This is a genomic window from Streptomyces sp. NPDC093260 (assembly GCF_040683715.1).
GTDB lineage: Bacteria > Actinomycetota > Actinomycetes > Streptomycetales > Streptomycetaceae > Streptomyces > Streptomyces sennicomposti.
This window is the reverse complement of the sequence record NZ_JBFBEK010000008.1, coordinates 223,128-244,195: the sequence shown is the minus strand read 5'-3', so window position 1 is coordinate 244,195 and position 21,068 is coordinate 223,128. Positions and strand designations below refer to the sequence as shown.

Genomic DNA, 21,068 nt, shown 5'->3' with positions numbered 1-21,068 from the left:
TTCCCTGCCGTGCCCGCCCCGTGATCACGGGCGGACTCCGCAGCGTCTACCCCCGTCGCGAAACCTCACACTCATTATTTCCCGGCGAGTTTTCCCGGCGCCCCCACCCCGGCCGTCAGGCCTGATCGGCGCGGGCCGGGGTAACCGCCGCCCGACACGACGAGCAGCGCGCCGCGCCCCCGCGTCCGGGGCGCGGCGCCGTACGGACAGGGGGTTGGGATGAGACGTCTGGTCCATCGCCTCGGCGGCCGGTCGCCGCGCGAGCGGGCGGCACGGCAGGCCCGGCACGTGCGGGCGCAACTGGGGGTCGCCGCCGACATCGCCATCACGGCCCGGCGCCGCGCCCTCGCCGACGGGCAGCCCGGCCGCACCGGGCGCGCCGCGCGGGGGCGGGTGACCGTCGACGACGTCCTGGAGTACGCCCGGCAGCACTTCGGGCTGGTCGCGGTGCCCCGCGAGAAGGCCGCCGCCGTGCTGCGCGCCCGTTACGAGCTGCGCGGCGGGCGGCGCGATCTGGACACCGACGCCTACACGCTCTGAACGGCGCCCCGCCCGCCCTTTGGCAGCCGCAGCCGGGCCCCCTGCCGGGCCAGCTCCTGCTGCACCAGGGCGTACGGCACCTCGCGCGGGACGCGCCCCAGCCGGCCGGCCAGCGCGGCGCAGACCCCCGCCGCCTGGCCGGTCGCCATCGCGATGGGCATCACCCGGTACGACGAGTGCGCCACGTGCGAACCGGAGATGCACCGCCCGGCGACCAGCAGCCGGTCGAGCCCGGACGGCAGCAGGCAGCGCAGCGGGATGTCGTAGAACCGGCCCCGCGGGACGCGCCTGATCACGGTACCGCTGCCCTCCGGGTTGTGGATGTCGATGGGGTAGGCGCCGTGCGCGACGACGTCCGGGAAGGACCGGGCGTCCAGGATGTCGTAGCCGGTGAGCCGGTAGTCGCCCATCACCCGGCGGGTCTCGCGCACCCCGATCTGGGTGCCGCTCTGCACCGCGTACGCCGTCTCGAAGCCGGGCACCCGCGAGCGCAGGAACCGGTCGATCTCGGCCAGCTGGCGCCGCGCCGTCCACTCAGCCCGGCTCAGGTCCCACACGTCGATGCCGAGCGCGCCGGTGACGCGGGTGCTGTTGACGGCCACCTCGTGCGGGTGCGGCGTGCCGAAGAACAGGATGTCCTCACGCGGCAGCCGCAGCTCGCCCGCCTCCGTCGCCTCCCGCACCAGATCCCACAGCCCGTGCACGCCCCGCCACTGGTCGGGGTGCTCGTGGACGTACCGGCTGAAGTGCTCCTGGGCGAAGTCGGCCATCCGGAACATCAGCGTCATCGGCTGGACCAGCCCGTCCTCCGAGCGCCCCACCTCGAACGGCGCCCCGCACGCGGCCGCCACGTCGCCGTCGCCGGTGCCGTCCACGACCACGCCCGCGTCGATCACCACCGGCCCCGACTTCGTCTCGAAGACCACCCGCCAGCCGTCCTCCAGCGGCAGCGCGCTGGACGCGAACGAGTGGAACAGCATCTCCACCCCGGCCTCGTCCATGAGGTCCAGCAGCACCAGCTTGAACAGCTCCGGGTCGAACGGCACGGTGTAGCCCGTCTCCAGGGACGGCGGGATGCAGCCCCCGCACGCGGCGAGCCGGTCCAGCAGCCGCCACAGGAAGCCGGCCACCACCGGCTCGCCCTCGCCGTGGTCGGCGGGCAGCAGCCGGTCGCGGGCGCCGTCGTCGCCGAACACCGCCTGCTTGTGCTCGTTGTGGAACGACATCAGCGGCATCACCAGCGCGACGGTGGCGTTGCCGCCGAGGAACGCGTACCGCTCGACCAGGGTGACCTCGGCGCCCGCGCCGGCCGCCGCCCACGCGGCGGCGGTCCCGGCCGGTCCGCCGCCCACCACCAGCACGTCCGTGCGGCCCGCGTGCTGGGCCGTGCGCGGCGGCAGGCCCACGGTCCGCGGCTGCCCGGGCCGGCGCAGGACAGGCATCAGACGTCCCGCCCGCCGCCGGCCGCGCCGCCCTCGGCCGCCGTGCCGAGCAGCTCCGGCCCGTACGAGCCCGCCACGGCCGCGCCGCCGGCCGTCTCCCCGGCGGACGCCACGATGTCCCCGGCCGGGCCGGACGGTTCCGCGCGGCCTTCGCTCCCGTCTCCGTCCCCGTCCTCGCGGCCGGCGGATCCGGTCCGGGGCGGAACGGGGCGTCCCGCCCGCCGGTCCATGTCGTCCAGCAGCGCCCCGCACCGCGCGCAGGTCTCCGCGGCCAGCTCCCGCAGCTCGCGGACCCGGGTGCCGAGGTCCACCCGGCGCTGCGGGAACTCGTCCCACAGCCGGTCCACCTCCGCCAGCAGCAGCCCCACCTGCTCACGGGCCACCCCGACCAGCGCCGGAGCGCCCAGTCGGCGAGCGAAGTCGAACACCTTCCCGGCGTACGGCAGCGGCAGCACGGGCAACCCGGAGACGGCCGCGAAGATCAGGAAGTGCAGGCGCATGCCCACCACCAGGTCCAGGTGGCTCATCAGCCCCAGCACCTGCCCGGGCGTGTAGGCGCTGTGCAGGATCCGGCCCCGGTCCGGCGCCGTCATCCGGGACAGCACGGCATGGGCGTGCCGGACGTCGTGGCGTTCCATGGGCATGAACACCACATGGGCGTCCAGCCGCCGCACCAGGAAGTCGGCCACGTCCGCGAGCAGCGCGTGGTAGTCGCCCTCGTCCAGCTTCTCCGCGGCCCGCCCCGGCTCGCGCACCGACATCCCCACCAGCCGGGCGTGCGCCGGCACGCCCTCCTGGCGCATCATCTCCGCGGTGAACGGCTCGGGCGGCAGCAGCAGCGCCGGATCGGCCGTGACGACGAGGTCCCGCTCGACGCCGACCTCCTCCAGGACGAGCCGCGACTCCTGGTCGCGCACCACCACCTCGTCCATGTCGGCCAGCACGGTGCGCACCGCCTCCCGGTCGTCGCTCTCGTGCAGCGGCCCCGCGCCGACCGCGTAGGCGAACGTGCGCACCCCGTGCGTCTGCGCCGCGCGCACCAGCTTCAGATAGCGGCGCGCCTCGCCGTCGTAGAGGATGCCGCCCCCGCCGAGCACCAGCAGGTCCAGCCCGGCCAGCACGTCGGCGACCTGCTTCTGCGGGACGCCCTCCCAGGGCACCACCTCGTCGGCCATCGGCTGGTGCGCGCGGGTGTGTTCGGCGTCGCGGCTGAAGACGATCAGCCGCGCCTCGGGCCGGTGCCCGCGCAGACAGCCGAGGACGCACTGGAGGATGGCTTCGTCGCCGATGTTGTAGCCGCCGTAGGAGCCCAGCAGGCCGATGCGCGGGGCGGCTCCCGGGCCGGGCGGCCGGTGCGGTGAGGTGGTCATCCGGAACTCCGGTTGCGTGGGGCGGGAGGTGGCCGGGCGGACAGTCCCGGGCGGGTGCGCGGGCCGAGTTGCCTTCACCTGACGAGGAAAACACCTTCACGGCCGTCCGGCAGCCCCTGCCTGTCCGGTCGGGGGCCGACCGCCGGGCCGCCGGGGCGGTTCCGCCGGGTCAGTGGACCGTGGCGCGGCCGGCGTGTGGCAGCAGCCGGGCGTGCTGCCCGCGCGGGCAGTGGACCAGCCGCTCGGCCAGCCCCAGCCGGCGCGCCTCGGCGAGGAAGTCGCTCAGCGGGGAGCGGAAGACCCGGTAGTCGTCGTAGTGCACCGGCATCACACGCCGGGCGTCGAGGCGGCGGGCCAGTTCGGCGCCCTGCGCGCCGTCCATGGTGACCACGAAGCCGCCGGGGAGCCGGGTGCCGCCGAGGTGCAGCACGGCCAGGTCCGCGGTGGGAAAGCGGCGGGCGATCTCGTCCAGGCCGTCGTACAGCAGGGTGTCGCCCGACAGGTACAGACGCTGTCGCACCGGGCCACCGGTCGGGCCGAACTCCAGCATGGCGCCCATCACCGGCGGCAGCAGCCGCCGCAGCACCGGTTGCAGCGCGTGCCGGCCGGGCAGCGCCGTCACCCGCACCTGGGACCCGCCGCGCCGGAACACGCCGCTCTCCCAGGTGCGCAGACCACCCGCCCGGTGGAACCCCTGCCAGGTGCTGAGCCGGCGTGCGGCGTGCGGCGTGGTGGCGATCGGCACCGAGCGGTCCAGTCGTCCTCGCGCCCGCCGGTCCCAGTGGTCGCCGTGCAGATGGGAGAGGACCACCGCGTCCAGGCGGGGCAGGTCGGCGACGTCCACGGCCGGTTCGGTGACGCGTCGGCTCACCAGCCCGTACCCGAGGTGTGCCGCCTCGCCCCGGTGCAGGAAGTTGGGGTCCGTCAGGAGAGTGAGGTCGCCGTAGCGCACGAGGACCGTCGCGGTGCCGATGAAGTGCAGGTCGAGGGCGTCGTCGAAGGCGGCCATGGGGCTCCTCCTTGCCCGACGGGCGCGGCCCGTCCGTGGTGTGCGTGTCTCTTCGCCGTAGGCGTACGCCGTGCGGAGTACCCGCGCCGGGAGACGTCCATACGCGTCGGAACTGCCCTGTGCCCGGGCACGGCAGGTCACCGCGGCCGCCGCCCGTGCCGCTTCGCCTACAGGGACCGCAAGGCCACCTCGGCGGTGACCAGCTTGCCGTTCGGCCGGGGGACGGTGCTCAGCGCCCGGCTGCACGAGCGCACCAGGAACAGCCCGTGCCCGCCGACACGGGTCCCGTCACGCTCGTGGACCAGCGGCAGCGCGGGGGAGCTGTCCCAGACGGTGATACCGAGCCGGGCCAGGTCCTCGGACAGCTCCAGCAGCAGACCGCACGGTCCCGGCGCGTGCCGCAGCGCGTTGCCGACCAGCTCGCTCACCACGAGCTGCGCGTCCTGTTCGGCCCGGCTGGTGACCGGGGCGTGGGCGGTCCGCGCCGCCAGGGCGAGGAACGCGTGCACGGCCCGCCGCGCGTCGGCGGTACGGGCGGCCCCGGCCACCCAGGCGGCCCCGTAGCGCAGCGCGGCGGCGGGCCGGTTCCGCTCGCGCCCGTCCGGCGCCTTCTTACCCAGAGGGGTGATCATAGGAGTACCGTTTTGTGCCGCTCGTCGTGGTTCGTGCTCTCTGACCTCGCTACGGCTACCCGGTGTTCACCGTCCGAAGCCGACCGGACGGGCGAGAGGCCGCCCGGTCGCCGAAGTGGCCCCGGCCGCCGGAAGCGACGATCGTGGGGGAGGACGATCGTGTGATCGAGGTGTTCCGCCCGGCGCCCTGGGGGAACGCGCCATTCGGCGCACGGCCGCGACGGCCGGCGTGTGCTCGGGCCGCGACCGGGAGGAGCGTTCGTGAACAGCAAAGCACGGCCGGACCGATCCGGCGGCCGGCCGGCGGGCGCCCCCGACCCCCGGCGCTGGAAGGCCCTGTGGGTCACCCTGGCCACGGGGTTCATGAGTCTGCTCGACGTGACCATCGTCGCCGTGGCTTTGCCCTCGATGCAGCGCGACCTCGACGCCTCGGCGGCCTCCGTGCAGTGGGTGGTCTCCGGCTACGCCCTGGCGTTCGCCCTGGTCCTGGTGCCGGCCGGCCGGCTCGGCGACGCGATGGGCCGCCGCCGGATCTTCCTGGGCGCCCTGGCCGGCTTCGTGCTGTGCAGCGCGGCGGCCGGTGCCGCGCCCACCATCGGATGGCTGGTGGCCGCCCGGCTCGCGCAGGGGGCGTGTGCCGGCTGCCTCGCGCCGCAGAACTCCGCGCTGATCCAGCAGATGTTCCGCGGCGCGGAACGCGGCCGGGCCTTCGGCCTGTTCGGCGCGACGGTGGGCGTCTCCAGCGCGGTCGGCCCCGTCACCGGCGGCCTCATCCTGGCCCTCGCGCACGGCGCCCAGGGCTGGCGCTGGATCTTCTACGTCAACGTGCCCGTCGGCGTCCTCGCGCTGCTGCTCGGGCTGCGGCTGCTGCCCCGCGTCGCCCCCGGCCGCCGGGAACGGCTCGACCTGCCGGGCGTGACCCTGCTGGGCGTGGGGGTGCTCGCCCTGATGCTGCCCCTGGTGTTCGCCGAGAGCGGGGGACTGCGCCGGCTGTGGTGGCTGTTCCCGGTGGGCCTGGTGCTGCTGGCCGCCTTCGCCCGCTGGGAGGCGCGGGTCGCGGCCCGCGAAGGCCAGCCCCTGCTGGACCCCCGGCTGCTCACCAGCACCCGCGGCTACGCCGCCGGAACGGCCGTGGGCACGCTGTACTTCGTCGGGTTCAGCGGGGTCTGGCTGGTGTTCGCGCTGTTCTTCCAGAACGGCCTCGGTTACGAGCCGTTGCGCTCGGGCCTCGCCGTGACGCCGTTCGCGATCGGCTCGGCCGCCGGCGCGGTGCTCTCCGGGCGGCTGGTGGAGCGGCTGGGCCGGCTGCTCACGCTGTGCGGGCTGGTCGGAGTGGTCGCGGGCCTCGGTGCGGCGGCCTGGATCCTGTGGTCCGCGCCCGCCGGCGTGATGACCTGGCTCGCCGCGCCCGCCCTGTTCGTCGGCGGCCTCGGCAGCGGCTGCGTGATCTCCCCGAACGTCACCATGACCCTGCGGGACGTGCCGGTGCGGATGGCCGGGGCGGCGGGCGGTGCGCTCCAGACCGGGCAGCGCCTCGGCGGCGCGATCGGCACGGCGGCCCTGCCCGGCCTGTTCTACACCGTGCTCTCCTTCTCCGGCCGCGACTACCGCGAGGCGGTGGCGCTGTCGGTGGGCGCCGCGCTCGTGGCCCTGTTGGCGGCCCTCGCGGTCGCGCTCGCCGACTTGCGCCACGACCGCGTCGGCGGCCCCGCGGACCGGCCGGCCCCCGCCGCCCCGGGCCGCGAGGGCCGGCGCCGGGAGGCCGAACGGGGGGCGACCCGGCCGAACGGCGGATGACGGTCGCCCTCCACCCGCTCTACTCGTCGTTGTGGCGCCACCGGCCACCGGCCGGTGGCGCCTCGAAGCAAGTGGCCGACACGGCGTTTCCGCCGAGGTCGTTGTCGAACACCCGGCAGTCGGTCCAGGTCCCGGACGGCGTGATGCGCAGGCCGTGCGTCTGTGTCCTGACGGGCTGGTCGTCGCCGATCCTGTTGCCGTCCAGCCACGCCCGGGTCACCGTGCCGTCGACGGCCAGCCCGGCCCGCACCGCGACGGTGGGCGGCAGTTCGTAGCGGGCCCCGGGCTCGGGCACACCGTCCCACCAGGCGGTGTCCGCGCCGGGCCGGCGCGGGGCCAGGGTCAGTTCGGTCGCGGAGTTGCGGGTGACCACGGCGCTCTGCCCGCCCACGGTCACCTCCTTGCCGCGGTGCCCGTCCGGCGGCCAGTCGGCGTGGTCGTCGGTCAGGGACAGCGCCGTACAGCGCACTCCGGGGCCACCGCCCGAGGCTGCGCCCGCCTGGCGGCGGCCGTTGTCGCGTATGCGGTTGTCGACGATCGCCGCGTCCCGCACGGCCGCGTCGAAGCGGACGCCGTCCAGGGCGTTGTCCCGGATGTCGTTGGCCTCCAGGACGATGTCCACGGCCGGTTCCTCGTCACCGCCGGCCAGGTTGTGCTCCCAGTAGCCGTACCGCCCGTTCTCGCTGATCCGGTTGCCGCGCAGGGCGTACGGTCCCGGCGTGTTGCCGAGCCCGACCCCGTCGCGGACGTTGCCGTCGATCACACAGCCGGTCACGATGCCGCCCCGGCCGCCGATCTTCGACGTGCCCTGCGAGGACACGTCGAACCCGGCCTCATGGTTGCCGATCATGGTCGAGGAGGTGACCAGCAGACCGTCCGCGCCCCAGTCGGAGATGCCGAACCGGTTGCCCTCGGCGTGACAGGCGGTGATCCGGATGCCGCAGGTCAGCGGCCAGTCCTTGTTCTGCAGCTCCAGGAAGATCCCGTTCGTGCCGTTGCCGGTGGCGGTGCACGCGGTGACGGTGAGCCGCTCGACGCGCCCCCAGCCGCCGATGCCGATACCGATCCCCGCGCCGCCCATCTGCCCGCCGCCGTCCTGCCGCCCGCACCGCTCGACCAGCACCCCCTCGACGACCGTGTCCTGGAGGAAGTCGCAGCCGAAACCGGTGGCCGCGGTGTCGTGGATGTACAGGTCGCTGAACCGGCCGCGCAGCACGTACTGCATCCCGAGCCCCTTGGCCAGCACGTCGTACTCCTCGGTCTGCACGCCCGAGCCGTCGATCTCGAAGTGGGCGAAGGTGAGGTCGGCGAGGAAGTTGTCCCGTCCCGCGCCGTGCTGGGCGGCGGTGAACCAGGCCAGCGGCACCGGCGTCGTCCGCGCGCCGGGATTGGCCAGCACGAAGCGGGTGGCGCCCCGCCCGGCGCCGATCAGCGAGACGCCGCTGCGCCAGAGCGTGGGCCGGTCCCGCATGAGATAGGTACCGGCCGGCACGCGCAGCACCCGCGGCCGCCCGTCGGCGGCGCAGGCCGCCCCCAGCTCGTCCACCAGGCGCTGCAAAGCCGGCTGGTCGTTGGTCACCCCGTCGCCGGCCAGGCCGTGCTCGCGGGCGTCGACGGTGAGGGTCTCGGGCATGGCAACGCTCCTTCCCGGCTGCTGCGCGCCGGGTACCCCGGGCGCTCATGCGGGCAACGGCGGCCGGATCGCGGGTTTGCCGGACGCCGCACCGGACACCCGACGCCGTGAACACCGACGTCGATTGCGGCTTGGAGTGAGCGACAGTGGCTGGTGACGAAAAGGGCAAGGCCAAGAAGGAACAGATGAAGGGCAAGGCCAAGGAGACGATCGGCCGCACGCTGGGCAACGAGCGCATGACGGCCGAGGGCCAGGCCGAGAAGTCCAAGGGCGACGCCCGGCAGGCCAAGGAGAAGGCGAAGGACACCTTCAAGCCGTGAGGCGGCTCCGGACAGGGTCCGGGCGACGGCCTGGACACGTCGCGCGGAAGCCCTGACGGCCGTCCCGCGCGGCACCTCTCACACGACGCCTCTCAGCGGGGTCCCCGTCCGACGGACGGGGACCCCGTCGGCGTGCCAGCGGACGGTTCGTCACCGTCCTCGCCGGTCGCCCTGACGGCGGGCGTCCTCGCCGGGGGAGCCCCGGCCGGGGCAGTCGTGGCCGCGGACGCCGCCTCGGACGGCGTACCCCCGTCCGACGCGCGGTCCGGCGCCGTCTCCCCGTCACGCGGAGCGCCCGCGCGCTGCGCCGGGCCCGACGGCACCGGCGCGTGTCCCCGCCTGGCCGTGTCGGGCAGCCGCCGGTGGCCGCCGCGCAGCGCGGAGGCGAAGGCGGCGACCAGAGCCATGGCGGCGGCGACGCCGAAGACGACGGTCAGCCCGTGGTGGAAGGGACCGGACACCAGCCGCGGGAAGAAGGCGTGCCCGGTCAGCGTCGCCCGCTGCGGCGCGGACAGCTGATCCAGCGTGCCGCCGGCGGAGAGCAGGTGCTCGATCGGGTTGTCGCCGAGGAAGGTGGCGAACAGCGTGCTCCCCGGCGGCAGCGAGGCCGCCTGCTCGGCCGCCCCGGACGGCACCCCGTGCGCCTCCAGGCCGTCGCCGAGCGCCGCGGGCAGCGAGGCGGCCAGCCCCGAGATCATCAGGGAGAAGAACACCCCGATGGACAGGGCGGTGCCGGAGTTCTGGAACGTGGAGCGCATTCCCGAGGCCACGCCCCGGTACTCCGGCGGCACACTGCCCATGATCGAGGAGGTGTTGGGCGCCGAGAACATGCCCTGCCCGAACCCGCTCAGCAGGAGCAGCCCCGCGAACGGGCCGTACGCGAAGTCCACCGGCAGCGCGAGAAGACCGGCGAAGGAGGCCGCGACCAGCAGCAGTCCCGTCGTCGAGAACAGCCGGGCTCCGAAGCGGTCGGAGAGGTAGCCCGAGACGGGTCCGGCGAGCAGGAACCCGACGGTCAGCGGGAGCATGAAGATCCCGGCCCACAGGGGGGTGTCCTCGAAGTCGTAGCCGTGCAGCGGCAGCCAGATGCCCTGGAGCCAGATGATCAGCATGAACTGGAGCCCGCCGCGCGCGATCGCCGTCAGCAGCGCGGCCAGGTTGCCCGCGGCGAACGCCCGCACCCGGAACAGCCCCAGGCGGAACATCGGCTCGGCGACCCGGCTCTCGATCAGGCAGAAGAGCGCGAGCAGGAAGGCGCCGCCGGAGAGACCGGCGAGCACCCACGGGTTGCCCCAGCCGGTCGCGGCCCCGCCGTAGGGCTGGATGCCGTAGGTGAGGGCGGCGAGCAGGATCCCGGCGCCGGTGGCGAAGGTGGCGTTGCCGGGCCAGTCGATCCGGCCGCGCCGACCCGTCGAGGTCTCCCGCAGACTGAGATACGACCAGATGGTCCCGGTCACGCTGATGGGCACGCTCAGCCAGAACACCGCGCGCCAGTCGACCGCGGCGAGCAGACCGCCCGCCAGCAGGCCGAGGAACTGCCCGGCGAGCGCGGTGATCTGGTTGACGCCGAGGGCCATCCCGCGCTGCCGGGCCGGGAAGGCGTCGGTGAGGATGGCGGCCGAGTTCGCGGTGAGCATGGAGCCGCCGAAGGCCTGCACCATCCGCCACAGGATCAGCCACAGCGCGCCCGCGCCGGCCCGGAACGGATCCAGGGACAGCGCGACGGAGGCGCAGGCGAAGACCAGGAAGCCCAGGTTGTAGATGCGCACCCGGCCGAACATGTCGCCCAGCCGTCCGAGCACCACCACCAGGACGGCGGAGACCAGCAGATAGCCGAGGATCATCCACAGCAGATAGCCGATGTTGCCCGGGGCGAGCGGGTCCAGGCCGATGCCGCGGAAGATCGCGGGCAGCGAGATGATCACGATGGAGGCGTCCATCGTCGCGATCAGGACCCCGAGCGTGGTGTTGGACAGCGCCACCCACTTGTACCCGGGGCCCGGCGGCCGCGCCGAGCGCGCTGTCACGGCTTCATCGACGTCCACGTCATAACAATAGGTTTATCAGTCTGGCCTGTAGAACCAAGGACGAGCAATGGATGTGGGCCACACGCAGTGGCCAGTACGCCGAGCCGCGGGGCGCACGCGGTGGACGTCGGACCGCCCGCGGCGCGCCCGGGGTCACGGGGCGCGGAAGGTCAGCTCCGCCTGACGCAGCCGCAGGTCCGCGATGGTGCGGAGCTGTGCGCGGGCACGCTCCAGCAGGCCGTCGAGTTGCGCCGCGTCGAGCCGCCGGTCGCGCTCGGCGAGCCCCCGCAGCACCTCCCAGGCGCAGGCCTTGCCCTGGACGCCGATCAGCAGCAGCTCCAGCTCCTCCAGCGTGCTCAGCGGAGAGCGCCGGATCAGCGCGCCGTTGCTCTTGAGCCGCCCGGCCCGCTCGCCGAGCCGCCCGGCGTACACCTTGTAGCGCCGCACCGGCAGATCCAGGGTGCGCATGAGCGCGAGCAGGGATCTGCGGTCCTCGGCTATCTCGGCGGTGATCGGCTCCATCGCGTCGCCGATCTCGGTGCCCCGACAGGACGTCGTCAGATGGCGGGAGCGCTCCATGCCCACGGTGGCGCCCGCCAGATGGTCGTTGAGGTAGATGCCGAGCAGGGTGTGCCCGCTCGGCCCGGCGAACCCGGGCAACAGGGTGCCCGCGCGTCCTTCGTCGTTCATGTGTCTCGGTGTCCTTCTCCGTCGGCCGACCGGACCGTTCGGGCGGATGGGGCCGGTCAGCAGGGCAGCTTGGCCCGGATGCCGCCGGCCACGGCGGCCGGACGCGCGGTCGCGCGGACGGTACGGCCCATCACGGCGGCCTGGCGCTGCAACTCGTGCGCCGAGTGCCGGCCGCGCCACAGCAGCGAAGGCGCTCCGCCGGTGTCGTCGGCGGCGATCAGCAGACCGCCGAGCATGGAGAGGTTCTTGAAGAAGTGGATGCGCTGCTGGGCGCGCTCGCCGGGGTCGTCGATCTCCCAGTAGCGGTGCGCGGCCAGCGTGGTCGGCACCAGGGTCGCCGCCAGGGCCAGGGCGGCGAGCCGGGGCACGCGCCCCAGGCCGAGCATGACGCCGGCGGCGACCTGGACGCCACCGCTCAGCCGTACGACCTGCTCGGTGCTCTCCGGCAGGACCGGCACCCGTTCCCTGATCCGCTGGACGACGGGCTCGGCGAGCGGGGCCACCGCTCCGGGGCTGCGCACGGAGTTCATGCCTCCGACGACGAACATCGACGCCAGCAGGGGACGACCGGCCAGACGCAGCAGACTCATGGCCTCTCCAGAGGTGAGGGGACGTGCGGCGCTGACCGGGTTCCCGGGCCGGACACATGCAATCGAGCCGACCGGGTGAAGCGGGGGTGCCGCTGCGGTCCGCGTCGGCGCCGCCCACTCGTGACGCCGGGGCGGCCGGGCGCGCGCCGTACGGCACGGCGCGCCGCCTCCGTCGTGAACGGCCCGCAGGTTCCAGGTTCCGGCCCCGGGGCACCCGCACCCGCATGGACGCCGAACGACGCCCCCCGCACCCGCTGTCCGACCAGACGCTCGCCCTCCTCGCCGGCGGCTACGGATGGCTGCCGCAGCGCATGCGCGAGAGCGGCGAGCCGGTGGTCACCACCCGCCTCCTGGGCAAGCCGGTCCTCGCCGTGCGCGGTCCGGACGCCGTGCGCTTCTTCTACGACGAGCGCAACGTGCGCCGCCACGGCGCGATCCCCGGCCCCGTGCAGGCCACCCTCTTCGGCCACGGGGCGGTGCACACCCTGGACGGCACCGCCCACCGCGCGCGCAAGACGCTGTTCCTGCCGCTGCTCCAGGCGGACCGCGTCGCGGGTGTCGTGGAACAGGTCGGCGCCGCCTGGGACGAGGCCGTCGCCGGATGGTCGCGGCGCCCGCGGGCCGTCCTGTTCGACGAGGCCGCCGTGGTGCTCACCCGCGGCGCGTACCGTTGGGCCGGCATCTCGCTGCCGGACGCCGAGGCCGAGGCCGTGGCCCGCGATCTGATCGCCATGGTGGACGGCTTCGCCACGCCGGGACCGCGCCACTGGCGGGCCCGCCGCGCCCGGCGCCGCCAGGAGGGCCGACTGGCCCGCCTGGTACGCGACGTGCGCTCCGGCCGTAGCGCGGCCGAGCCCGGCTCCATGCTGGAGCGGGTGGCCACGCACCGCGAGGCCCCGGGTGGACCGCTGTCGCCCGAGCTGGCCGCCGTGGAACTGCTGAACGTCGTCCGGCCCACTGTGGCCGTCAGCTGGTTCGTGGCCTTCGCCGCGCACGCCCTGCACCGCCGGCCCCGCGTGCGGGACCGGCTGCGCGACGGCGACCCGGTGTACGCCACCGCGTTCGCCCACGAGGTGCGCCGGTTCTACCCGTTCGCCCCGTTCCTCGGCGGCCTGGCCGCCCGGGACCTGTCCTGGCACGACCGGTCGGTCCCGGAGGGCGGCATGGTCCTGCTGGACGTGTACGGCCAGAACCACGACCCGGCCCTGTGGGGCGACCCGTACGCCTTCCGCCCGCAGCGCTTCGTGGAGCACCCGGCCGAACGCGACGAACTCGTCCCGCAGGGCGGCGGCGACCCGCGCACCGGCCACCGCTGCCCCGGCGAGGGCGTCGTCCTCGGCCTGCTGGAGACGCTGGCGGTGCGGCTGGCCCGCCTGGAGTACGAGGTGCCCGAGCAGGACCTGCGGATCCCGCTGCGCCGCGTCCCGACGCGCCCGCGCAGCGGCTTCGTGATCAGCGGGGTCCGCGCGCCGGAGCCGCGTGCGGAACCCACCGCGGCCACGGCGGGCGCCGGCGGCTCCCGCCGCTGACCGCCCGAAGACGCCCCGAAGGCGCCCCACGGACCGTCCACCGGGCGCACGACGGGACGACGCACGGCGAACGACGCCGCGACGAACGAGGAAACGAAGCACGGCGAACGACCGAACGCACACCGGCGGACAGCGCCGGAACCGCACAACCGGGCAACCGGACAACTGACAAGGAGTGCCCTGCCATGGGACACGGCGGAGACGTCATCCAGGAACTCACCACCGACCACCGCGAAGTGGAGGAGATCTTCGCGCAGATCGAGGCCCTCCCCGTGGGCGACAAACGGCGCAAGGACCTCGCCGACCAGGCCACGATCGAACTGGTCCGCCATTCCGTGGCCGAGGAGATGCACCTGTACCCGGCGGTGCGCCAGTACCTCCACGACGGCGACGAGATCGCCGACCGGGAGATCGAGGACCACTCCGAGGCGGAGCGGACCATGAAGGAACTGGAGGGCTGCGGGGCCGACGACCCCCGGTTCGACGAGTTCATGGGCCGGCTGATGCGGGAGATCCGCGAGCACGTCACGGACGAGGAGCAGAACCTCTTTCCCCGGCTGCGGGAAGCCGCCCGCCCGGAGGACCTGGAGGAGCTGGGCGAGAAGGTGCGCTCGGCGAAGAAGACAGCGCCGACGCGCCCGCACCCCGCCGCCCCCGACACTCCGCCCGGCAACAGGCTCCTGGCGCCCGGCACGGGCATGGTCGACCGGATCAGGGACGCGCTGTCCGGGCGCGGCAAGACGGGCTGACGTCCGGAGCGGGCCCGGCGGGCAGGGCGCCGTCGGCCGCCCCGCGCGGGGCGGCCGTGACCTCCGTGGTCGGTCGGCCCCGCGCGTGTGCCCGACGCCGTCCGGGCCCCTCCGTGCTGTCGCCGTCACGCGGCGAGCGCCGCCTCGACGGTCGGGTACCAGGGGATGAGCGTGTCCAGGCCGACGAGCTCCAGCACCCGCAGGACCGCCTCGCGGGGCGCCGCGAGCGACAGCCGAGCCCCGGACGCCTGCGCCGCCTGGTGGGCTGAGATGAGCGCGTTGATGCCGCTGGAGTCCATGAAGGTCAGGCCGCCGAGATCGGCCACCGTGGCGGGCGCGGCCGTCAGGCAGGACAGCAGCGTCTCCCGCAGCCGCGCGCTGCTGTCCAGGTCGGCCTCGCCCACGAGCGTCACGACGCAGGTGCCGTCCTCGGCCGTGGTACGGGTGATCAGCAGCCGGTCGGCTGCCGACGCTCCCTCGGTCTCTGCCACTCTTTCCTCACTTCTCGTGAACACCTGGCCAGGGCCAGTGGGCCGGGTGACCATGATGGCAGGGTTCGCGAGGACCGGGGCGGCGGCGGGGAGAAGCGCCCGGGCCGACCGGGCGGCTGGCGCGTGGCGAGGGACCGCCCGCCGTCCGGGGCGGTGCCCCGTCAGGCCGCCGGCGTCACCGTGAGCATGAGCGCGGCCACCGCGGTGAGCGCCGCCATGGGCGGCATGACCAGGTACGCACGCTCCAGCCAGGCCCCCGGCCCCGCACGCCGGGCCTCTGCACGATCGTTTCCGCAGCGGGCGCCCGGGCCGGTGAGGGACGTGCCCTGAGCAGGACCGAGCAGCGAGCGGCACCAGGGACAGCCGCCGTCCTCCCACCTCTCCATGCCGCCCTCAACGACGGGCCGCCGCCTCGGCAAAGCCCTCGTCCGCCATCGTGACCTCGCCGTCACCACCCCGTGAGCGACCGGTGCCCGCGCCCGCGCGGGGCCGGGCCCTCACCCGCGCCCCGACGTCACGACGAGCACGCCGCCCGGCCCCGCCGCGGCCCCATGGGCGAACCTCCCGAGCACCGTCTCCGCGAGCCCTCGCCCCTCATGCCGACCGCCCCCTCACAGGCCGGGGATCCCGCGGGGCACCGGCACCGCCGGAACGACGGCTGCTCCGGGCGGGGGGAGGAGGCCGCCGGCTCCGGCGCCCCAGGGCCGCAGCAGCGGTGCGGCGGGCTGATCCGTATGCGGCCGGTGCGCGGCCGCCCGGCCCGGAGGCGTCGGGGGCAGGGCGGCGCGAGACGTCGCGCGAGAAGTGCTGTCCATGCCCGAGTAACGGTGTGCGCGCCCCCTGTGTACGCCTCCGGCCGCCTCCCTCACCGCATCAGGTGAGGACAGCGCCCGAACGGCCCCTGCCGTTCGTCCGACAAGCGGCCCGGTCGGTCGCCGCGCTCAGTTCTTCCCCGGCGTCAGCTCCGCCAGCAGCAGGGTGCGGTCGTCGCGGACTCCGTCGGGCCCGGGGTCCGCCAGCAGCCGCCGGCACAGCGACGGCAGGGCGTCCGGGCGCCCCGGGTCCGGAAGCCCGTCGGCTCCGGTGTCCAGCGCCCGGCAGAGCCGGCTGATGCCCTGGTCGATGTCGCTGGCCCGGGACTCCACCAGGCCGTCGCTGTAGAGCAGCACGAGCGTCGGCTCGGTCAGGTGCAGCACGGTCGGCTCGTAGCGGCCCGGGCCGAGCCCGAGGGGAAGCCCGGCGGTGGCCAGCTCCACCGGCAGCGCCGCGCCCCCGTACCCGCGCACCAGCGGCGGCGGATGGCCCGCCCCCACGAAGGTGCAGGTCCGCAGCTCCGCGTCCCACTCCGCGTACATGCAGGTGGCGAAGGAGGCGCCCGGGGTGTCCCCGGCGACCGCGTCGAGGCGTCGCATCAGTTCGGTCGGGCCGGTGTCCAGCGCCGCCAGTGTGCGCACCGCCGTCCGCAGCTGGATCATGGCGACGGCCGACTCCGGGCCGTGCCCCATCGCGTCGCCGACGATCAGCCCGAGCCGGCGGCCCGACCGGGGCAGCACGTCGTACCAGTCGCCCCCGATGACGTTGTCCTGGCCGGCGGGCCGGTAGCCGTGGGCGACCCGGCAGCCCTCGAAGGTCTGGCCGGTCTCGGGGAGCAGACTGCGCCGGATGGCCAGCGCCGTGCGCCGCTCGCGTTGGTAGCGCCGGGCGTTGTCGAGCGCGACGCAGGCCCGGGCGCCGAGCGACTCGACCGCCACGGCCTCGCGGCGGGTGAAGCCGCCCTTGTCCGGGCCGCGGGTGCAGGCGATGAACCCGACGGCGGTGTCGCGCAGCCGCAACGGCACGATGAGGAAGGAGGCGCTGCGCAGCAGGGCGTTCACCCCGCTGTCGTTCGGACCGGCCCTGCGCAGCCGTTCGAAGGTGTGCCCGTCCATGCCGTCCAGGAGCTGGGTCTGCCCGGTGGCGAGGGCACGGGCGTACGGCGTCTCGCGCGGGAAGACCAGCACCTCGCCGACCGGCAGCAGGGGCTCCCAGTCCTCGGCGGCGTCCGCCCCTATGCGCAGGGCCAGCCGGCGCGCCTCGATCTGCGGCGGATCGGCCGCCCGGTGCGCCTGTTCCTCCAGGAGCCAGCGCTGCAGCAGGTACACCGAGGCCGCGTCGCAGAAGGCCGGCGCCAGCGCGTGGACGACATGACGGCCGGTCAGTTCCAGGTCCAGCTCGGAGCCGATGGCGTCGGCCGCGGGGGAGAAGTACCCGCGGCGGCGCTGCGGTGCCACCAGGCAGACGCCGTCGCGCGCACGGGCGGCGGCACTGGGGCCGGGCGGCTCGCTCGGCTCACTGCGTTCTGTGTTCCGCAGGGTCGTTGCCTTCCGGGTGGGGCCGGGTAGCGGCGGAGGGGGTCGGTGCGGAGATGGGGGGGAAGGTCGGGCCGGTCGGTGACGGAGACGGTGGCGTGTGCTGGGGGCAACTATATGATGCCCAGTCACAGTCAAGGTCACCGGACTTCAGGGGAGTTGTCATGCCGGACGGGGACGGTCTGCCGCAGGTCGTGGATCCGGGCAAGGCCAGTGTGGCCCGCATGTACGACGCCATGCTGGGCGGGGAGCACAACTTCGCGATAGACAGGGAGGCGGTGGCGGCCTTCACGGCCATCGACCCCCAGGTGCGCACGCTGGCCCGCGCCAACCGCGCCTTCCTGGGGCGCGCGGTGCGGTTCCTGGTGGAGTCGGGCGTCCGCCAGTTCATCGACCTCGGGTCCGGCATCCCCACCCAGGGCAACGTCCACGAGGTCGCCCAGGCCGCCTGTCCGGGCGCCAGGGTGGTCTACGTCGACAACGACCCGGTGGCCGTCGCGCACAGCGAGGCGCTGCTCGCCGACAACCCGGACGCGACGATCGTCACCGGCGACATACGCGACCCCGCGGGGATACTCGCGGCGCCGCGGCTGCGTGAACTGATCGACTTCGACCAGCCGGTCGCCGTCCTGATGATCACGATCCTGCACTTCATCACCCCGCAGGAGGACCCGGCCGGCATCGTCGCCGCCTTCCGCGAGGCGCTGCCCGCCGACGGCTGGCTGGCCCTCACCCACGCCACCGACGAGGACCGGCCGGACACCGCCGCCGCCGTCGGGCAGCTCTACCGCGACCGGGCCACCTCTCCGGTCACCGCCCGCTCCCGCGCCGAGATCGAGTCCCTGTTCACCGGCTTCGAGCTGGCCGAACCCGGCCTCGTCTACGTCCCGCTGTGGCGCCCCGACCGGGCCGAGGAGGTCCCGGACAACCCGTCCCGGTACTGGGTGTACGCGGGCGTGGGCCGCAAGCACGCGTAGCGTCGGCCGCAAGGGGCGCTGGGCGGACGCGAGCCGTCCGCTCCGCGCGCCTGGGCGGACAGGGCCCGGGGCGGCTGGGTGCCGGGACGCTCAGGCGGGCCGCCGTGCGCTGTGGATGGCCTGTGCCCCGGCGAAGAAGACCGACTCCTCGCGTACGGTCGCTCCCGGCCCCGGGGCGTGCACGATCGTGCCGTCGCCCGTGTAGAGCCCGACGTGCCCGGCGTCGGCGTGGAAGAAGACGAGGTCGCCGGGTTCGAGTCCGGTGAGCGGGACCTGCGTGCCGTGGCCGGCCTGCTCCTGCGCGGTGCGCGGAAGCGCCGCCCCGGCCGTCCGCCAGGCGGCCAGGGTGAGCCCGGAGCAGTCGTACGACCCCGGCCCGCTGGCCCCCTGGACGCACGGCCGGCCGATCTGCGCCCGGGCGAAGCCGAGGGCTCGCGCGGCCCTGCCCGCGTACGCGGCCCCGGCGTCCGGGGCTTGGGCTTCCGTGAACGTCCCTTCGGCGGCCGGGGCGATGGGCCCTCCGGGCACCGGAGGCGGGAGAGGGGCGGTGGGCTCTCCCGGAGTCGGGTACCGGCTCTGCCACGGCGGCGTGCCCTGCCGGGACAGCAGCTCACGGGCCTGGAGGAGTTTCCGCCGCGACCGCTCCTTGACAGCCCCCGACACCGGCTGCCGGGACCGGCCGAACGGGGTGGGCGCGGTGCCGGCCGGTGCGGGACCTGGGGCGGGTGGCGTCGGCGGCACCGGAAGCGGCCCGCCGGGAAACGCACCCGCCACCGCCTCACCGGGTGCGGGACCGGCGGACACCGGACCACCGCCGCCGGGCGAGGCGAAGACCGCGGGGTACCCGGGAGCCGCGGCGACCGGCCCGCCGGGGGCACAGACGCCGGAGGGCTCCGGGCCGCCGAGGCCCGGGGCCCCGAGGCCGGCGCTCCCGACTCCTGGGGCCTCGGGGATCAGTCTTCCGGAGCCGGGGAACCCGGGTTGCGGAGCCGCCGGTACGGGGCCTGCGAACCCCAGGTTCCCGAGGACGGGGTCCGCGAAGACCTCGCCGAGCGCCGGCGGGCCGCCCGTGGCCGGAGCGGTGCTCGACGGATTGTCACCGTCGGTCGGGCCGAACGCCGCCGCGGCCCCTCCCGCCGTACCGGGTCCCACCGGACCAGCGGTGGCCGAACCATCAGCAACCGGACCATCAGCAACCGGACCATCAGCAACCGGACCGGCAGTGTCCGGGCCGTAGGCCACCGGAGCGTCGGCTCCCGGGAATCGAGCCGTCGGGCGGTCTGCCGGCGTTGCGTCAGGCAGCGTCCCCGGGGACGCCCCCGCGCTCGGCTCCGGGCGGGTGGGGGAGAGGGGTGGGGGCGTCGGTGCGGACGGGCCTGCCGTCAGCTCGGGGATCCGCGCGGTCGTCGGCATGCCGGCCGGCAGTTCCCGCCGCGCCGGGGCCGCGTCCAGGCGGGTGAGCACGGCCTCACCGGCCGGGGGCCGCGCCGCGTCCCCCCTCGCCCCCGCCGGACGCGCCTTGCCCGGCCGCGGCCGGCGGCCGGGCGGCAGGGCCGCCGGGACGGACGGCCCCGACTGCGCGCGGGCCGCGTCGAACCACCGCCGGGCGACGGCGTCCAGCGCCGGATCGGACTGCCCGGGGGAGGCGCCGCGCGAGGACGGGCCGGACCGCGTCCGCCCGCCGCTCCTGCTCATCGCGCGGGTCGCGTTGTAGTTCCCCGTCGCGGCCTCGGCCCGGTCGTAGAGGCTGCTGACCTGCCGCCGTACCTCGGCCGGGCTGGGGCCGTCGTCGCCCGCGGCCGGTGGCCGGGCCGAGTCGCGCGGGCCCGGCACACTGATGCCCTCCGGGCGAGAGGTTCGTTCCGGCGCCAAGGAAGACGTGCTCCTTCCGTCGGCCGCCCTGCGAGGCCGACCGTCAGGCCGGCCGCCGACCCGGCGCGGTTCGCCGGAGACGATCGTGCGGCCCGGACGGCAACCTAGCGAACGTGTGTGCCTCATGTGAAGGTTCGGGCGAGGAATGTCCGGTACGTTCGTGACCTTCCCGTGATCGGTCGGTCCGGTCGGCCCGAAGCTCCCCGGACGGCGGCCCGCACGGCACGACGCCGGACGTCTCCTCGCGCGACGCGACCGCCGGCCGTGGCACCCTGGCCCCATGTGCGGCCGTTACGTCTCCACCCGCAGCCCCGATGAGCTGGCCCGGCACTTCGGTGCGGCCGAGTGGCACGCGCCCGCCGCGCCGGGGCCGAGCTGGAACGTCGCTCCGACCGACGAGGTGTGGGCCGTACTGGAGCACGCCCCGCGCGAGGGCGAGGAGCCGGGCGCGGTCCACCGTGAGCTGCGACCGCTGCGCTGGGGACTCGTGCCGTCCTGGGCGAAGGACGCGAAGATCGGTTCGCGGCTGATCAACGCCCGGGTGGAGACCGTGCACGAGAAGCCCGCCTTCCGCCGGGCCTTCGCCAGGCACCGGTGCCTGCTGCCCGCCGACGGGTTCTACGAGTGGCAGCGGGTCAAGGCCGAGGGCTCCGGCCGGGCGCGCAAGCAGCCGTACTTCGTCCATCCCGAGGACGGCGGGATCATGGCGCTCGCCGGGCTCTACGAGTACTGGCGCGATCCGTCGGTGACCCGGGACGACGATCCGGCCGCCTGGCTGACCACCTGCACCGTCATCACCACGGACGCCACCGACGCGGCCGGCCGCGTGCATCCCCGGATGCCGCTCGCCCTCACCCCGGACCACTACGCCGGCTGGCTCGACCCGCGCCGTCAGGACCCGGGCGAACTGCGCCGTCTGCTCAGCCCCCCGGCCGACGGCCGGCTGACCGCACGCCCGGTCTCCACGGCCGTCAACGACGTCCACAACAACGGCCCGGAACTGCTGGAGGAACTCGCGCCCTGACGCCCGCGCCCTGGCACACCTCGCCCCT

The 21,068-nt window shown here is 75.1% G+C and carries 19 protein-coding genes; 7 read left to right on the top strand and 12 right to left on the bottom strand.

Going from position 1 to position 21,068, the window contains the following annotated elements; translation table 11 throughout:
* Window positions 1-219 precede the first annotated feature (219 nt).
* Window positions 220-540: a hypothetical protein gene (locus tag AB0N63_RS13205; protein WP_365528064.1), complete on the top strand. Its 321-nt coding sequence runs from the start codon at window positions 220-222 to the stop codon at window positions 538-540.
* On the opposite strand, the gene AB0N63_RS13200 is transcribed toward AB0N63_RS13205, so the two are convergent.
* From AB0N63_RS13200 to AB0N63_RS13185, 4 genes are all read right to left on the bottom strand, one after another.
* Entirely contained in the window at window positions 528-1,982 is a 1,455-nt protein-coding gene (locus AB0N63_RS13200; protein WP_365528062.1) for an FAD-dependent oxidoreductase, read from the bottom strand. The two genes, AB0N63_RS13205 and AB0N63_RS13200, sit on opposite strands and share 13 nt — an antisense overlap.
* Window positions 1,982-3,352, bottom strand: coding sequence for a polysaccharide pyruvyl transferase family protein (locus AB0N63_RS13195; protein ID WP_365528060.1), 1,371 nt, complete (start codon window positions 3,350-3,352; stop codon window positions 1,982-1,984). Before AB0N63_RS13195 ends, AB0N63_RS13200 begins: the two co-directional genes overlap by 1 nt.
* Before the next feature lie 169 nt (window positions 3,353-3,521).
* The gene (locus tag AB0N63_RS13190) at window positions 3,522-4,361 is read right to left on the bottom strand and encodes an MBL fold metallo-hydrolase (protein WP_365528058.1); all 840 of its coding nucleotides are present in this window, start codon (window positions 4,359-4,361) and stop codon (window positions 3,522-3,524) included.
* A 167-nt stretch (window positions 4,362-4,528) separates the two neighbouring features.
* Window positions 4,529-4,993, bottom strand: a complete 465-nt coding sequence (locus AB0N63_RS13185; RefSeq protein WP_365528056.1) for an ATP-binding protein — start codon at window positions 4,991-4,993, stop codon at window positions 4,529-4,531.
* A 261-nt stretch (window positions 4,994-5,254) separates the two neighbouring features.
* Here AB0N63_RS13185 and AB0N63_RS13180 point away from each other — a divergent pair, with 261 nt between their 5' ends.
* The gene (locus tag AB0N63_RS13180) at window positions 5,255-6,790 is read left to right on the top strand and encodes an MFS transporter (RefSeq protein ID WP_365528053.1); all 1,536 of its coding nucleotides are present in this window, start codon (window positions 5,255-5,257) and stop codon (window positions 6,788-6,790) included.
* 19 nt (window positions 6,791-6,809) lie between these two features.
* On the opposite strand, the gene AB0N63_RS13175 is transcribed toward AB0N63_RS13180, so the two are convergent.
* Window positions 6,810-8,423: a right-handed parallel beta-helix repeat-containing protein gene (locus tag AB0N63_RS13175; RefSeq protein WP_365528051.1), complete on the bottom strand. Its 1,614-nt coding sequence runs from the start codon at window positions 8,421-8,423 to the stop codon at window positions 6,810-6,812.
* Between the two features lie 146 nt (window positions 8,424-8,569).
* Between AB0N63_RS13175 and AB0N63_RS13170 the strand changes: the two genes are divergently transcribed.
* Window positions 8,570-8,743, top strand: coding sequence for a CsbD family protein (locus AB0N63_RS13170; RefSeq protein WP_078624809.1), 174 nt, complete (start codon window positions 8,570-8,572; stop codon window positions 8,741-8,743).
* Between the two features lie 92 nt (window positions 8,744-8,835).
* Here the strand turns inward: AB0N63_RS13170 and AB0N63_RS13165 are convergent, their stop codons facing one another.
* From AB0N63_RS13165 to AB0N63_RS13155, 3 genes are all read right to left on the bottom strand, one after another.
* Entirely contained in the window at window positions 8,836-10,788 is a 1,953-nt protein-coding gene (locus AB0N63_RS13165; protein WP_365528048.1) for an MFS transporter, read from the bottom strand.
* A gap of 135 nt (window positions 10,789-10,923) precedes the next feature.
* Window positions 10,924-11,460: a hypothetical protein gene (locus tag AB0N63_RS13160; RefSeq protein WP_365528046.1), complete on the bottom strand. Its 537-nt coding sequence runs from the start codon at window positions 11,458-11,460 to the stop codon at window positions 10,924-10,926.
* A gap of 56 nt (window positions 11,461-11,516) precedes the next feature.
* Window positions 11,517-12,050 (bottom strand): DoxX family protein, encoded by a 534-nt coding sequence (locus AB0N63_RS13155; protein ID WP_365528043.1) that lies wholly within the window; start codon window positions 12,048-12,050, stop codon window positions 11,517-11,519.
* Between the two features lie 224 nt (window positions 12,051-12,274).
* On the opposite strand from AB0N63_RS13155, the gene AB0N63_RS13150 reads away from it, so the two are divergent.
* A complete protein-coding gene (locus AB0N63_RS13150; RefSeq protein WP_365528040.1) occupies window positions 12,275-13,579 on the top strand; it encodes a cytochrome P450 in 1,305 nt (434 codons plus the stop codon).
* 185 nt (window positions 13,580-13,764) lie between these two features.
* Entirely contained in the window at window positions 13,765-14,328 is a 564-nt protein-coding gene (locus AB0N63_RS13145) for a hemerythrin domain-containing protein (protein ID WP_365528037.1), read from the top strand.
* Window positions 14,329-14,453: 125 nt separating this feature from the next.
* Here AB0N63_RS13145 and AB0N63_RS13140 read toward each other — a convergent pair whose 3' ends face one another.
* The 3 genes from AB0N63_RS13140 to AB0N63_RS13130 all read right to left on the bottom strand — a co-directional run bounded on the left by AB0N63_RS13140 (window position 14,454) and on the right by AB0N63_RS13130 (window position 17,089).
* Window positions 14,454-14,819 (bottom strand): STAS domain-containing protein, encoded by a 366-nt coding sequence (locus tag AB0N63_RS13140; protein ID WP_365528035.1) that lies wholly within the window; start codon window positions 14,817-14,819, stop codon window positions 14,454-14,456.
* 161 nt (window positions 14,820-14,980) lie between these two features.
* Window positions 14,981-15,205 (bottom strand): hypothetical protein, encoded by a 225-nt coding sequence (locus AB0N63_RS13135; RefSeq protein ID WP_365528032.1) that lies wholly within the window; start codon window positions 15,203-15,205, stop codon window positions 14,981-14,983.
* A 555-nt stretch (window positions 15,206-15,760) separates the two neighbouring features.
* Window positions 15,761-17,089 carry a SpoIIE family protein phosphatase gene (locus AB0N63_RS13130; RefSeq protein ID WP_365528029.1) on the bottom strand — a complete coding sequence of 443 codons (1,329 nt, stop codon included), beginning with the start codon at window positions 17,087-17,089 and terminating at the stop codon, window positions 15,761-15,763.
* Between the two features lie 242 nt (window positions 17,090-17,331).
* Here AB0N63_RS13130 and AB0N63_RS13125 point away from each other — a divergent pair, with 242 nt between their 5' ends.
* Complete coding sequence (locus AB0N63_RS13125; RefSeq protein WP_365528026.1) at window positions 17,332-18,144, top strand: SAM-dependent methyltransferase; 813 nt, start codon at window positions 17,332-17,334, stop codon at window positions 18,142-18,144.
* A gap of 90 nt (window positions 18,145-18,234) precedes the next feature.
* Here the strand turns inward: AB0N63_RS13125 and AB0N63_RS13120 are convergent, their stop codons facing one another.
* On the bottom strand, window positions 18,235-18,672 hold the full coding sequence (locus AB0N63_RS13120) for an NlpC/P60 family protein (RefSeq protein ID WP_365528024.1): 438 nt from the start codon (window positions 18,670-18,672) through the stop codon (window positions 18,235-18,237).
* Between the two features lie 1,624 nt (window positions 18,673-20,296).
* Here AB0N63_RS13120 and AB0N63_RS13115 point away from each other — a divergent pair.
* Window positions 20,297-21,040, top strand: a complete 744-nt coding sequence (locus tag AB0N63_RS13115) for an SOS response-associated peptidase (protein ID WP_365528021.1) — start codon at window positions 20,297-20,299, stop codon at window positions 21,038-21,040.
* Window positions 21,041-21,068 lie beyond the last annotated feature (28 nt).

Coding starts and splice junctions, on each gene's coding strand:
- AB0N63_RS13190 (WP_365528058.1), bottom strand. CDS start 4,361: ATGGCCGCCTTCGACGACGCCCTCGACCTGCACTTCATCGGCACCGCG.
- AB0N63_RS13195 (WP_365528060.1), bottom strand. CDS start 3,352: ATGACCACCTCACCGCACCGGCCGCCCGGCCCGGGAGCCGCCCCGCGC.
- AB0N63_RS13185 (WP_365528056.1), bottom strand. CDS start 4,993: ATGATCACCCCTCTGGGTAAGAAGGCGCCGGACGGGCGCGAGCGGAAC.
- AB0N63_RS13145 (WP_365528037.1), top strand. CDS start 13,765: ATGGGACACGGCGGAGACGTCATCCAGGAACTCACCACCGACCACCGC.
- AB0N63_RS13135 (WP_365528032.1), bottom strand. CDS start 15,205: ATGGAGAGGTGGGAGGACGGCGGCTGTCCCTGGTGCCGCTCGCTGCTC.
- AB0N63_RS13150 (WP_365528040.1), top strand. CDS start 12,275: ATGGACGCCGAACGACGCCCCCCGCACCCGCTGTCCGACCAGACGCTC.
- AB0N63_RS13160 (WP_365528046.1), bottom strand. CDS start 11,460: ATGAACGACGAAGGACGCGCGGGCACCCTGTTGCCCGGGTTCGCCGGG.
- AB0N63_RS13115 (WP_365528021.1), top strand. CDS start 20,297: ATGTGCGGCCGTTACGTCTCCACCCGCAGCCCCGATGAGCTGGCCCGG.
- AB0N63_RS13125 (WP_365528026.1), top strand. CDS start 17,332: ATGCCGGACGGGGACGGTCTGCCGCAGGTCGTGGATCCGGGCAAGGCC.
- AB0N63_RS13205 (WP_365528064.1), top strand. CDS start 220: ATGAGACGTCTGGTCCATCGCCTCGGCGGCCGGTCGCCGCGCGAGCGG.
- AB0N63_RS13175 (WP_365528051.1), bottom strand. CDS start 8,423: ATGCCCGAGACCCTCACCGTCGACGCCCGCGAGCACGGCCTGGCCGGC.
- AB0N63_RS13155 (WP_365528043.1), bottom strand. CDS start 12,050: ATGAGTCTGCTGCGTCTGGCCGGTCGTCCCCTGCTGGCGTCGATGTTC.
- AB0N63_RS13200 (WP_365528062.1), bottom strand. CDS start 1,982: ATGCCTGTCCTGCGCCGGCCCGGGCAGCCGCGGACCGTGGGCCTGCCG.